The sequence below is a fragment of the Rhizobium johnstonii 3841 genome (assembly GCF_000009265.1).
In the GTDB taxonomy this organism is placed as follows: domain Bacteria; phylum Pseudomonadota; class Alphaproteobacteria; order Rhizobiales; family Rhizobiaceae; genus Rhizobium; species Rhizobium acaciae.
On sequence record NC_008384.1, the window covers coordinates 371,389 to 384,278 of the forward strand.

14 protein-coding genes and 1 pseudogene are annotated in these 12,890 nt (G+C 57.5%); 5 read left to right on the top strand and 10 right to left on the bottom strand.

What is annotated here, in order from left to right; all coding sequences use genetic code 11:
• Window positions 1–223: 223 nt before the first annotated feature.
• A complete protein-coding gene (locus tag RL_RS31465; protein WP_129557820.1) occupies window positions 224–421 on the bottom strand; it encodes a hypothetical protein in 198 nt (65 codons plus the stop codon).
• A 19-nt stretch (window positions 422–440) separates the two neighbouring features.
• Between RL_RS31465 and RL_RS31470 the strand changes: the two are divergent.
• The 4 genes and pseudogenes from RL_RS31470 to RL_RS31485 form a co-directional block, all read left to right on the top strand.
• Window positions 441–1,106 (top strand): annotated as a pseudogene (locus tag RL_RS31470) (OB-fold nucleic acid binding domain-containing protein); the annotation flags it as partial.
• A 10-nt stretch (window positions 1,107–1,116) separates the two neighbouring features.
• Window positions 1,117–1,995, top strand: coding sequence for a tyrosine-type recombinase/integrase (locus RL_RS31475; protein ID WP_011652218.1), 879 nt, complete (start codon window positions 1,117–1,119; stop codon window positions 1,993–1,995).
• A gap of 6 nt (window positions 1,996–2,001) precedes the next feature.
• Window positions 2,002–3,198, top strand: coding sequence for an IS91 family transposase (locus RL_RS31480; protein ID WP_011652217.1), 1,197 nt, complete (start codon window positions 2,002–2,004; stop codon window positions 3,196–3,198).
• Window positions 3,199–3,997: 799 nt separating this feature from the next.
• Window positions 3,998–4,645 carry a VOC family protein gene (locus RL_RS31485; RefSeq protein WP_011655083.1) on the top strand — a complete coding sequence of 216 codons (648 nt, stop codon included), beginning with the start codon at window positions 3,998–4,000 and terminating at the stop codon, window positions 4,643–4,645.
• 262 nt (window positions 4,646–4,907) lie between these two features.
• Here RL_RS31485 and RL_RS31490 read toward each other — a convergent pair whose 3' ends face one another.
• The 7 genes from RL_RS31490 to RL_RS31525 form a co-directional block, all read right to left on the bottom strand.
• Window positions 4,908–5,903, bottom strand: a complete 996-nt coding sequence (locus tag RL_RS31490) for a tyrosine-type recombinase/integrase (RefSeq protein ID WP_011655084.1) — start codon at window positions 5,901–5,903, stop codon at window positions 4,908–4,910.
• The gene (locus RL_RS31495; RefSeq protein WP_011655085.1) at window positions 5,900–6,820 is read right to left on the bottom strand and encodes a tyrosine-type recombinase/integrase; all 921 of its coding nucleotides are present in this window, start codon (window positions 6,818–6,820) and stop codon (window positions 5,900–5,902) included. Before RL_RS31495 ends, RL_RS31490 begins: the two co-directional genes overlap by 4 nt.
• A complete protein-coding gene (locus tag RL_RS31500; protein WP_011655086.1) occupies window positions 6,817–8,049 on the bottom strand; it encodes a tyrosine-type recombinase/integrase in 1,233 nt (410 codons plus the stop codon). The genes RL_RS31495 and RL_RS31500 overlap by 4 nt, the downstream gene beginning before the upstream one ends.
• A 228-nt stretch (window positions 8,050–8,277) precedes the next feature.
• Complete coding sequence (locus RL_RS38650; protein ID WP_011655087.1) at window positions 8,278–8,565, bottom strand: hypothetical protein; 288 nt, start codon at window positions 8,563–8,565, stop codon at window positions 8,278–8,280.
• A 17-nt stretch (window positions 8,566–8,582) separates the two neighbouring features.
• On the bottom strand, window positions 8,583–8,840 hold the full coding sequence (locus RL_RS31510; RefSeq protein WP_041936910.1) for a CrpP-related protein: 258 nt from the start codon (window positions 8,838–8,840) through the stop codon (window positions 8,583–8,585).
• 953 nt (window positions 8,841–9,793) lie between these two features.
• Window positions 9,794–10,147, bottom strand: coding sequence for a hypothetical protein (locus RL_RS31520; protein WP_011655089.1), 354 nt, complete (start codon window positions 10,145–10,147; stop codon window positions 9,794–9,796).
• A 156-nt stretch (window positions 10,148–10,303) separates the two neighbouring features.
• On the bottom strand, window positions 10,304–10,570 hold the full coding sequence (locus RL_RS31525) for a DUF982 domain-containing protein (RefSeq protein WP_011655090.1): 267 nt from the start codon (window positions 10,568–10,570) through the stop codon (window positions 10,304–10,306).
• Between the two features lie 268 nt (window positions 10,571–10,838).
• Between RL_RS31525 and RL_RS39790 the strand changes: the two genes are divergently transcribed.
• Window positions 10,839–11,066: a hypothetical protein gene (locus RL_RS39790; protein WP_129557821.1), complete on the top strand. Its 228-nt coding sequence runs from the start codon at window positions 10,839–10,841 to the stop codon at window positions 11,064–11,066.
• An 83-nt stretch (window positions 11,067–11,149) separates the two neighbouring features.
• Here RL_RS39790 and RL_RS31535 read toward each other — a convergent pair whose 3' ends face one another.
• Window positions 11,150–11,497, bottom strand: a complete 348-nt coding sequence (locus RL_RS31535; RefSeq protein ID WP_011655092.1) for a BON domain-containing protein — start codon at window positions 11,495–11,497, stop codon at window positions 11,150–11,152.
• 169 nt (window positions 11,498–11,666) lie between these two features.
• Window positions 11,667–12,734, bottom strand: a complete 1,068-nt coding sequence (locus tag RL_RS31540) for an IS110 family transposase (protein WP_011649142.1) — start codon at window positions 12,732–12,734, stop codon at window positions 11,667–11,669.
• Window positions 12,735–12,890 lie beyond the last annotated feature (156 nt).

Genomic DNA, 12,890 nt, shown 5'->3' on the forward strand with positions numbered 1-12,890 from the left:
GCGGGGCCACTGCGAACATGGCGAGGTCATCTTGCTTCAACCATTTTCGCTTTCGAAAAGCCTGTAACCAATTGATATTATGTGTTAAAACCCGTGGCCTATTTCTGGGTTCCCGCAGGTTACGCCAGATGCTCGGCTAGATTCAGCCAACGATGGATTGTTGCTGGTTTAAAAGGCACAAAAGAAGGCCCGGAAAACCGGGCCCACTGGACTACGAGGAGGATCAGATCAAGCCAAGTGGCTCGACATCAACTTTTCGATAAAACCGAGCAATTTGACGCTGGCCGCCCAGCAACGGACGGACACCCGCGACTGCTAGCTGTCGCCGGATATCTTGGCTGTCCCTTCTGTGGATTATGGCTATCTCGTCGAGTTGAACATGTTCAGCGTCGAACGCGTCCAAATCCGCTGTGCTGATCATCGTCCTGCTCGTCTTCCTGCAGATGACGCAAGGTCATAACGTGGTCCTGGATTACGGGCATACCGGTCTGACGTTGCGCGAACACCCTGTCAGCTTCCTTCGTCGAGAACTCGCGGAACGTCGCATCGTCACCTGCTCGGAGGCGATGTCGACCCGTGACGGTCGCTGGCTAATGGCGGCCGGGCTGGTGCTTGTGCGCCAGCGGCCCGGCTCCGCAAAGGGCGTGATATTCATGACCATCGAAGATGAGACAGGCGTCGCCAACGTTGTCATCTGGCCTAAGCTGTTCGAGCGGTCGAGACGGGTTGCGCTGGGAGCCTCGATGCTGGCGATCAATGGCCGCATTCAGCGTGAGGGCGATGTCGTTCACCTGGTTGCCCAGCAGCTGTTCGATCTGTCGAGCGATCTAACTGGGTTGGCGGATCGCGATCTGGAATTTCGGCTGCCGACAGGGAGGGGCGATGAGTTTGCTAACGGTACACCCGGCAGGCCGGATTCGCGCGAGCCGTCAGGTCAGGGAATGAAATCGCGGGATATTTTCGTGCCATTATGCCGAATTCGGCATAACGGAACTTGGACTAACCCGCTCCGCTACGCCGGAGCGGCAAGGAGGTCAGGTATATTCAGTAGGAGCCCCAACTGCGCGAGGATGGCACGGCTGTTTGCAGCCATTCCATCAGACTGAGGAGCTCATCATGACCCCACTTCGCCAGCGCATGAGCGAGGACATGCAGGTGCGCAATTTTTCGCTCAATACCCAACTCGCATATCTGCAACAGGTGTCGCTGTTTGCGCGATACTTCAGCAAGTCGCCGGACTTGCTCGGCCGCGAGGATGTCCGGATCTATCAGGTCTATCTGGCCAACGAGAAGAAGCTGGCGCCAAGCTCGATCCATACCGCAATTTCGGCGCTGCGTTTTCTCTATAAGGTGACGCTCGAGAGAGACTGGGTGCCTGAAGAGGTCCTCCCGCTTCCCAAGAAGCCACAGAAGCTACCGATTATCCTCAGTCCGGATGAAGTGCAGCACTTTCTCGGCTGCGTGCTCGATCCCAAACATCACGCCATCCTGACCACGTGCTATGCCGCGGGCCTACGCATTTCGGAAGCGGTGCAGCTGAAGCCCACGGACATCGATAGCCAGAGAATGGTCGTCCGTGTCGAGCAGGGTAAAGGCCAGAAGGACCGCTATGTGATGCTGTCGCCCAAGCTGCTTGAGATCCTGCGCGATTACTGGAAGATGCGGCGGCCGAAGGCGTGGCTCTTCCCCGGCGATCGAGCCGGCCAGCCGATCACCAGGGATGCAGTGGGGGAAGCTTGCGCGAAAGCGCACAACCTCTCCCGCTTGTCCAAACCGGTGACGCCGCACAGTTTGCGGCACGCCTTCGCCGTCCACCTCCTGGAAGCCGGTGCCGACGTGCGCACCATTCAATTGTTGCTCGGTCACCGCAGCCTCGCGACCACCGCCCATTATCTGCGCATCGCCACGAACAAGGTCTGCGCCACGTCGAGCCCCTTCGAGCTTTTGCCGCGTCCGGCGCCCACCCTGCCGCCCGCTAAGCCTGAGTACTTCTGAGCGCTGATGGCCCGTCCGGGGCCGGAAGTGGCGGATATATTCCGTCGCTACGGCGAGGCCTATCGTGCCCAGCACACATCGCTGTCGACCGCTCAGCGCCGTGTCATGACGGCGATCGAGTTGTGCCGCACCGCCGCGCTCGGGGGGCATGTCGAAGCGTGCGATCAATGCGGCCACCGGCGCATCGCCTTCAACAGCTGCCGTGACAGACATTGTCCCCGCTGCCAATCACTCGCCCGTGCACAATGGCTGGAGGATCGTCGCGCCGAGCTACTCGACACGCAGTACTTTCACGTCGTCTTCACGCTGCCGGAGGCCATTGCCGCCATCGCCTATCAAAACAAGGCGCTCGTCTACGGCCTGCTGTTCCGCGCCACCGCCGAGACGCTGCGCACCATCGCCGCCGACCCCAAGCATCTCGGCGCCGAGATCGGCTTCTTTGCCGTGCTGCACACCTGGGGGCAAAATCTGCTGCACCATCCCCATCTGCACTGCGTCGTCCCGGGTGGCGGGTTCTCGCCGGACGGCACGCGATGGATCACCTGCAAACGCGGCTTCTTCCTGCCGGTCCGGGTGCTCTCACGCCTGTTCCGCCGCTTGTTCCTCGAGCACCTGCAGAAAGCCTTCGACGCCGGCAAGCTGCAGTTCTTCTCCGACTTGCGAGCCCTGAGCGACCGCAACGCCTTCCGGCGCACTGTGGCGCCCCTTCGAAAGGCCGACTGGGTGGTCTACGCCAAGCCGCCCTTCGCCGGGCCCGAACAGGTGCTCGATTACGTCGGCCGCTACACGCATCGCGTCGCCATCTCCAACAACCGCCTCGTCGATATCGAGGATGGCGCGGTGCGCTTCCGCTGGAAGGATTATCGGCACGGCGATCGGCAAAAAGTCATGACCGTCTCCGCCGATGAATTCATCCGCCGCTTTCTGTTACACGTCCTGCCAGAGGGCTTCCATCGGATCCGCTATTACGGTTTCCTTGGCAATCGGTATCGCGAACAAAAGCTTGCCCGTTGTCGCGACCTGCTCGGCATGCCGGTACCAGAGCCATCAGAGAGCCGAGCCTCGAAGGACTACCGAGACCGCTACGAGGAACTTACTGGGTGTTCCCTCAGGCAATGCCCGGCCTGTCGTCAAGGGCAGATGATCACCATCGAAACCTTCGACGGCGTCAGCGGACCACCGCGATACTGGGATACGTCATGAAAGAAGAGCACCGCTTTCATCGTCACCGTCGCACCGTTCCGCCGGAAACCGGTCGGTCCCGCGAAGGTGCGTGCCGTCGCGCCTGCCAGTTCCTCGCGCCAGGTCACGATGGCAATCTTTACCCCTTGTCGAGTTCGAAATCGGCGCTGCTTTCGTCCCGTGCACCCCGCGGCGGCGCAGGTCGATACCGCCCCTGCAACGCCCTTCGTTGGAGCCGCGCCATTCAATACCCATAGAACCTCAATCGCGCCCGCGGCTTAGCCCAACACGTTTTTAGCTCACCGTCGCTATCTGCCTCGGTGCGCCTCTCATCGTCGATATCAGCGACGCCAAGCTAAAAACGCTCTGCCTTATCCCGAGCCCGAGACTATGCCGAGCCCATTCCCTAAAGCCCGAGATTTCCGGTAATCCAGGATTGAAAGCTCGGCATAGTTTGAATGCGTCGGAAGACCGGGTTCGGCCCTAAGGAGACATTCAGGGGCCGGTCTCCGGAAAACTGAGATCGGGTAAAAAGCGGACAGTCGCCTTGCCATTGGGTTCTCGGAGCACTCGCCACTCGGCGTCGTAGAGGAAACTCTTCGGAGTTAGATTGGAAGCTTTGTGATAAGCGGTGGCCGATTCTCTTTCATAAGCAACGATTGTTCCAGAATGTGTCGCCGGATTAGTCGCGGAGCGCAACAAAGTCGTGAGTGTTGACAGTCTCACGCATATTCTGCATTCTGAAAATGGCGCTTCGTAGGGTGCACCGGCCTTTGAGCCGACTGGGCAACGCCCGCCTACAACTTCAAAGGTAGCGCTTATGCCGAATCTCGAAAACCTCAAGAAGCAAGCCAAGCAGTATTTGCGGTGGCATCGCGAGCGGTATTATCCAGTCGCGGCCCATATCCGCGCTGCTTTGCCACGATTTCAACACCTCGACGATAATCAGATATTGCAATCCAGTTTCAAGCTGAATGACGCGCAAGAACTTGTCGCACGTCAATTGGGATTCGAGGGGTGGCTGGCGCTCAAGTCAGGAGCCTGTGGCATGACCAATCAAAGCAGACAGACCGCATCCCACCCGGTTCTGAGTTCTGTCTCCGCGCAACTCTTCGTCTCCGACATCAAAGCGTCGTGTGAATTCTTCACCGACAAACTCGGCTTCGCGCTCGACTTTGCTTACGGCGACCCTCCATTTTATGGACAGGTTGTTCGTGACAATGCGCGCCTCGCTCTGAGGCTAGTTTGCGAGCCTGTGTTTGTCGGCGACATGCGACAACGCGAACATCTGCTCTCCGCCTCGATCACGGTTAACACCGCAAGTGAGATCAAGCGACTCTTTCTGGATTTCCAAGCTACCGGAGTGGATTTTCACCAGGCGCTCAAGAAGGAGCCGTGGGGTGCTCGAAATTTCATTGTTAGGGACCCGGACGAAAACCTCATACTGTTTGCTGGTCCGGCCGACTAAATATATCTCAAATCTCTGAATACCGACCTAGATTGTCGCAGCATTCCCGAAATCTGCGACATGCTTTTCCGGTAGGTCAATGTCAGGTCTTCGGCGGCTCGACTGAGCCGACGTCCGCAATAAAGGTTGAAAGACGATAATATCGAGCTGTGCTGTTATGTCTCCTATTGGCGCTTTCCTGCCTAATGAAAGCTCCTCGATGATTGGTGGGCTCGGTATGACATCGCGGCCCTCACCGCGATGTCATGGGCTCCGCCAGGGATCAAAGTTTGTCAAGAAACGCCAATAGCTCGTCGCCTGCCCTGAACCGGCCAGGCGATTGTCCATTGAACGGGTCGATCTTGGCTAGAGCGGCCTCCTTGATTGCCAGGTGGGCATGCAAGTACGGCTGTGTGGACCGCGTGGACTCATGGCCGAGCCACAATGAGATCACCGTGCTGTCGACACCGGCATCCAGCAACTCCATCGCCGCGCTATGTCGAAGGACATGGGGTGATATCCGCTTTGATCGTAACGACGAGCAGCCCTTCGACGCCGTCAACACGTATTTTGCCAGAAGATACTGAACGGCATCAGGGCTCATCCGCCCGCCGTGAACGGTCGGGAAAAGAGCATTGCCGTTCCCAACCGGTGGCTCGTCCAACCAGGCCTTGAGCGTAACATTGAGCATTCTGGTTATCGGCGTAGTGCGTTCCTTGCGTCCCTTCCCGAAACACCGGATGTGCGCCCCTGTGCCAATGGTGACGGCACTTCGATCAAGGCCCACTAGCTCGGAGAGGCGCATCCCTGTCTGCACGGCTGTCAGCATCAAAACATAGTCACGACGCCCAACCCAGGTTCGTCGATCAGGAGCCGAGAGGATCGCTTCGATCTCGCTACGGGTGAGAAATTGCACTTCCCGCTTCGACCCGATCTTCCCTGGGATCGCAAGGATGCGCTGTATCTGCCCACTATATGCTGGTTCCTCGAAGGCCAGGAAGCGGAAGAAGGACCGGATTGCCGTCAGCCGTAGGTTATAGGTCGCAGGGCTGGCGTGGCGCTCGGAGTCCAGATCATCAAGGAACGCGACAACCAGCTCCGCATCGAAATCCTCCAGTCGAAGATCAGACGGAAATTTGCCGGTTCGACGATGCGCGAACTTCAGGAAAAGCTTGAATGTGTCGCGATAGGAGGCAATCGTATGTGGGCTCACGTTGCGCTGGCGAGCAAGGCGCTGCCCAAAAAAGCGTTCGATCAGTCGAGGTAGCGGATTGCTCATTCTGCCATCTCCCACCTTGCGTCGAGGCGAAGTCTTGCTTGATCCAGCAGATCGGGATGCGCGGTAAGATACCAATAGGTGGCGCTGACATGATTGTGCCCGAGATAGGTCGAAAGCTCAGGCAATCGCCGCTCAATGTCCTCACAATCCCGGTACCAGGACAGCAGCGTTCGGACGGCGAAGGTGTGGCGGAGATCGTGAATCCTGGGACCGTCACGCTTATCCGGCTGCCTCAGTCCCGCCTGGCGTGTCCAGCGGATAAAAGAGAAGTGTGGGTTGGTATGGATCAGGGCCCTGCCAAGGTCTCCGGTAAAGAAGTATTTGCTTACTCGTCTGACCGGGTGATCGTCACGGATTGACGCATATCGCCGAAGCGCCAGCGTCGTACTGTGATGCAGCGGAACGATGCGGGTCTTTCCGAACTTCGTCTCACGGATCGTCAGCGTACCTGCTTCCAGATCGGCGTCCTCACGAAGCAACCGCGCCGCCTCTGAAAAGCGAAGTCCGGTGGATGCCAGCAAGCCGAAGAAGTAATGATATGTCGGCCCTCGGAAACTTCCAGGATGCAGGTCGAGCATCGACTTCAGGAGATCGGCGATCTGTTCGTCTGAATAGATGAAAGGACGCGGTCTTCGTTGTGGTGGAAAGATGTGCGAAGGCGGAATCTCGGTTTGGGGGTCGACCACCTGGAGGTGGCGGGCAAAAGCTCTGACCGTCGAAAGGCGCGACGACCACGTTGCTGGACCACATTGGTGGCTTGCCCAATCCACCGCAGTCTTCGCGGTGACCCGCAGTTCGCCACGATCAGTCGCATACCTCACAAAATTGCGCAGACGGCTCTCCTGAGTTTGGAGCTTGAACCCGAGTGAGCGCCGCAACTTCAGGTATTGTTCAAGGGCATCGGACATGTCCATCATAGAACCGCTCCTGCCCATGGCCGTGTGAGGGAACGCAGGCCCTCAATATCGAACTTCGCATATATCCTCGTGGTATCAGGGTCTTTATGGCGGAGGAGCTGGGCAAGCTCGGTCATGCCCACGCCCGACCTGATCGCAATCGTGGCGAAGGTATGCCTGAAAATATGCGCATGGTGAGACCGCGTGCCTGTGACCTTCGCCCGCTTCAGGGCCCTACCTGCGATCAGGATGACGGGCGTCGCCGTTGTAAAGGGTGTACATGGAGTCTGCACCCTGTGAAAGATGGTGTGGGACCCGGATGTTGGACGTCCATGAAGGATGTAGTCCGATATTGCCGCCCCGACGTCCTTCGGAAGGGGCATGGTTGCGACCCTACCGCCTTTGCCGTTCACACGCAGGAGGCCTGATCGCCAGTCGATGTCATCGAGCGACAAACGGGCGACTTCGCTTGCACGCATGCCCAGCCTCGAAAGTAGCAAAAGCACAGCAAGGTCTCTGCGGCCAGGGATCGTGGACAGATCACAGGCCTCCAGAACCGAGTTCAGTTGCGAGACGCTCATATAAGCTGGCAATGCCGAGAAACGCAGGTTCCTTGGGCTCGGGACGGCTGCGGAGAGATCAAGCTCCGTGAGCCCCGATGCTTGCAGGAAGCGGAGCAAAACCCGAAGGTGGGAGTACCAGGTCACAAGGGAGTTGCTCTTCCGGCCATCTAAGTTGTTCGCCAGATAATCCCGTACTTCACTGTGTGTGAGCTGGGAAACTCCACCGTGCTCGGCCCAGATGGTCTGAAGAAAGCGCCGCGCAGACCAGATGTGCCCGGAGATCGAATGCTTCGAATAACCTCGACGATGTAGCTCCGCGCCGAAAAGCGTGGCGACCTTCTCGGCTGGGTCGGCTTTCTCTGCCGGTGGGAATAGAACACCTGCTCTCACGAGTTCGGTTTGCAGGCGGCGCAGAGCGATGCGATTACCATTCTCTATAGCACCTGCAGACAATCGGCTGGCGAGAAACTGATCGATATCAGCAGCGTCCAATCGTTCTGGCGCTCCACAGTTACGTTTATTCTGGCATTCGATAAAAGCCCCGATAAATCGAACGGCTCTCACCATGGTCTGCGACGAGTAACCTTTGTCCACCATGGAGGTGATTACGGCATCTACACTCGGCCGATGTGGCCAATCCTCAATCAGCTTCCAGCGCTGTATTGTCTCGAAAGAAGGAATAGTCATGCGTGTCTCCGCTAAGTTGCAGTTGCGGAGACAGACTATTATGCCGAGCTTTTAATCTCGGATTACCGGAAATCTCGGGCTTTAGGGAATGGGCTCGGCATAGTCTCGGGCTCGGGATAAATCCCGGACCTTCATATCGATCAGCTCAAGTTGAAGAGTCGGAATTTTCATTAGGAGCGGGATGCGCAAACAAGGTTCGGACCGCGGCCACTGACTCCAGACTCCACCTCAATCTTGGCCATCGAAAAAAGTGCGCTGAATTGCTGCCCATTCATCTGGATAGGGCTCGTGATCTTGCGGACATTCCGCCTCGTACTCGCCCCAGCCTTGAAGCTTCCAATACTTGGTCATGGCGTCGAAATGGCTGTGTCCCCTCAGCTCGGCGGCCTTTACCGCTTCTGGTTTAAGGAGAGCCCTGAAATCATTGCCCATGGGGCCAGCAAGACAAAGACCAGGAAGCATCTGACCATCAGGTTCGGGATCGAGCCAGATTTCGTGGGTGAGTTCATTTTTCATTGGAACGCGCTAGTACATTACGCATCGAGTTGACGTCGGCTGGCAATCGGGATCAGTTCCTTGAAGTGTGTAACAATCCTACCCTCGCGACTCGCGTCCTCAGCCTCCCAACCGAACTTCCACGCGTCGTGACGCGCAAGCCAATCCCCGAGAGCACCGGCATCACCAGTGGGCATCCTATGGGCCGCGAGGTATGGGTTCTCGTGCGCCTTCAGCCCGAGCACCCGCGCTCTTGAACCTGCTTCCTGTATATCGATTAGCTCTTCAATTGTCATGCGCGATCCCCCACGATGTCTGCGACGGTAGCATCGGAGTTCGCGCATGCAAGCGAATGCTAAATTATGGGTTAATTTGGGACAGTTGTAAGTGCGCCTGTGAGTCGGTTGAAGCAGGAGGCTAGCTCGGTTTCCGCAGCCCCGGAGGTATGCATGATGTGCATCTCAGTTGCCGACTTTGAGGCACTACGGAGTGCGGAGTGAGGTGGCGCAAGATTGACGTCTGGGGGAGGACGCCGATAGGGCGTCTACCAAACTCGGCGCTTTTCAGCCTGTCGATCGGCGTTCCGTTTTCTCCACGCCACAGGCTACGTCAGAGTCTCAAACCTATGCCAAGCTTCACGGAATTGCGGCTGGTCAAATGCGGATGGTTGGAGCCAGATCGAGGCTGATCCCGTCCTGCTTTTCAAGGGATCGCTTTGATAGCACAGGTCTTTGACCTCCTGCAGCTTCATGATGAAACATACCGGGGCATCAGTCTTTGCGTGGATAGTTATAATCCACCAGTCCGAGCGAAGATTGGCAATACTGGCTCCGAGCCCTACGGGATCGCGCTTCGTGAGCCCTTTGCTCTGAACCCCGAAGACAACTGTCTCGGCGTCATTTGAGCAAAACAGGTCGCTGCCCTTGGCGTTTCTGGATGTCAGCATCACGTTCCAACCCTTACGTGACAGCTGCCAAGCCGCGTAATGCAGGGCCGCGTTTCCCGTGACCTGTGACGATTTTACGTCCACCTGCCATACTCCGTCTGCGTTGTTGTTGCCAAGTCGATGCGCTATGTGAGCACGTCCCCTCAGAAATGAAATGACCTACGCAATCTCGCTAAACGCTTAATTCCGAACCATTGTCACAGCGCGAACCGCCCATTTGTAGTCCTTCGGTATCCCTTGGAGCCGCGCGAATATCGGAGGGGATCATCAACCTTTGTCGCCAAATGCAAGGGACCGGGTGTGCTAGGTGTTGGTCCGCAAACCATACTGTAGCGATCTGGAATACAAATTCATCCGGGTCCAAAGGAAGTCCAGCGGCTCGAACGATAGCAGCGTTTCCCTACAAAAGGCTCGCCAGCGCCTGACGATGGTATGCATAAAGCGCACCGCTCTTGATGCAACAGGCTGCTGCATCGACTTGAAGCGTGCCAGGCTGCGTTTTGCCGCAGCGTCGGCGAGAGTTTTCGGTGTAAGTCGTAAGAACTTTTCGATTGTGTAGAGTGGCAGATAGCCAAGTGGCTTAGACAAACCTACTGCCGTCAAACTCTGCAACAGCGCATTTCGTCGGTCGTCGCTCAGATCGGGGTGTGCTTCCATGAAGCAGCGGCCTCAATTCGGTGACAACGCCAATTCCACGGAAGCAATTGTTCCAGCCTTCTGATCGGTGTGTCGGCGATGCGGGCGAGGATGTCGGCAGGCCGTAATCAGGGCCTGCATGATCCGACTCGCAACCATCCCTTCTTTTACTCGCTGTCATCGGTGAACGATAGTCAGAGCAGCGATACCGGCCTCATCGGCCGCACGCAGAAACGCCACCCAAAATTGCTGCGGAGTGATCTCACCGCTGATCGCATCGACGCAAGCCTTCACCGCAGTGACGTATTCTTCGCCGTCATCGGAGGGCCAGTCCTTAAGCAGCATATATGCCGCGTCGCCGAGGGTGCGGACGATCCTGTGAGCTGGCTGACCGCGCAGAGCCAGCCCGACGGGTGTGAATGCAGAGGTTGCGTCCCAGTCCATTATCGTCGACCTCAGGGCAGGGATCGCAATCCCCGAGGGGTAATATACGCGTGTATTCCCAATTCGTAATTGACGATTGATTACCTGGAGTGACCGGGTGTGAAGGCATGCGGCTGAAAAGGAGTGGGCGCTCTACGATGTCGCGTCGTCGAGACGATCTGAATTTCGCTGGATTGCGGACGCATTCGCGCTATGATGACTAGGTTGGTCTTTTGGGGGCCAGCTTGGGAGATGTTGACGCTCTCTGCCTCTGTCTACGGGGTGGGAATTGGGCCTGCTTTCTGATTTCGCGATTGACATTGACGACCTCGAATTCCTCCAGGCGATCGTCGTCGATGCATGCAATGAGCTGAAGATTTCTCCAGACCATCAGGGTTTCGTGGCGCGGGTCGTAGACCTGCGCTCCCAAGGCCGCGCCCGGGAGGAAATCCTTCAAAGTCTTAGGGTGGAGTTCGCGAGACTCCCTGACCGTGGCCATACTGCCATTGATCCATGAGGACTTTGGTGATCGGATCGAAGTGCCCGCGCAACGCTGATTGTGCACTAGGAGCCAGTTCTGTCATTATCCCCGGCGTGTCGCTAGCTATCTGTCGTCGAGTCGCGGTCCTGCATCCTATCATGCACGTTCTCCGGCCCCGCGATCAAAGCGGCGATCGCCGTCGCCTTCTCCCGATTACCGTAGCCCGCCACATAGCCCTTCAGCAGGACGCTTCTGCCCACCATGCTTACAGAGATGGACGAGCTTTTCAGTTCTGGTTCCGAGGACACCGCGGCCTGCACGCTGGCAAGCTGATCGTAGGCTAGGCTTTCCGGCTCAAAGGTCATGGCAGTCCTCCAATGAAAGAACGCAAGGGGCAGAACACCACCATTTGGCGGCTTTTCCTTGGGTTCGGTTAAGTTTTGACCGGCATTCGCACCGATCGGCAAAGTCTCTCTTTCCGCCGGACAGATCGCTTTGCTGTCCTTCGGTTCTTGAACCAGTCTCCAATGCGTGACCTGATGCCTGGGGCTTCGGTCACAGAGTGGCGTTCGGCTCCCGGTTTCCCATTCTCCTTGAGAAGCGCAACCCAGTTCTACCGGGCTCGCTAGACTGCCATCAGGACAACCGGGATATCGTCGACGCGCCTTCCATGGTGCTTTCGCCGCGCGGCTCGTAGGCGCGCTGGTCACGCAGGATCTGGAAGGTGATCGTCAAAAGCTTGCGCGCAATCGCCACCCGCGCCTTGTTTATTCCTTTGATCTTCAGATGCTCGTATTGGGCGCGCAGCTGTGGATCGCTGGCGATGGCAGGAGCGACGGCTTCGACGAAGGCCCAGCGCAGCCACTTGTTGCCCTGCTTGATGATCTTGCCGTGGAAGGTCTTGCCGCCGGAGGAATGGGTCGACGGCACAAGCCCGGCATAGGCGGCAAGCTTCTTCGAGTGGCGGAACCGCGATATGTCGTCGATCTCCGCATCGATCAGCCGGGCGAAGAACTCGCCGATGCCGGGGATCGTCTTCAACAGCTTGACGTTGGCATTGGCCTTGGTCATCGCCCGGATCGTTGCTTCCGACTGTTTGATCCGCATGTCGATGTCGCCGATGAAGGCGAGACCACGGTCAATCTGGATGCGGTCGATCTCAGAGACGTTCACTTGAGCCAGCTGGACGCGGCCGGCCTTGCCAAACAGGTCGCCAAGCTTCTTCAATTGCGCCGTCTGCTCCGGATAGCGGTCGAACACCGTGACGATGCGGTTCTTGGTCATCGTGCGCAGCCGCACGTAAAACATCCGCTCGCGCAGCGCGACGCGAAGGTCCCGCGATCTCTCGCTTGGCGCCCAGGCTTCGGGTACCAGATCGGCTCTGAGCAGATGTGCCAGCACCGTCGCGTCGATCTTGTCGGTCTTGATCTTGGCGTCGGCGATCGCCTTAACCTTCAGCGGATGAGCGAGAACGACATCATCACAAATGTCGTCGAGCCAGTCGTACATCACCATCCAGTTGCGCGTCGCTTCGACAACCGCATGCGAGTTCTCCCGATAGCGTTCGAGAAACCCGCCGAGCGACTGTCGGTCGTTCTTCACCCGGCCGGATCTCAGCGTCTTGCCGCTGCTGTCCTGAACCACCAGGTGGCTGTAGGATTTGTGGTAGTCGACCCCGATATGGTATTCATAAGAGGCAGTCATGCTTCCAACTCCCTTATTGAGATCTTCGAAACCCCAATAGGATAAGCCGAAAGGCTGGAAGTGTGACTGTCCCTCGATCATCATCTGCATCTCAGTGATCCGTTCTCTCAACGGGCGCGGCCTCTTTCATGCCACCTCCTTCGTGATAGGAAGGAA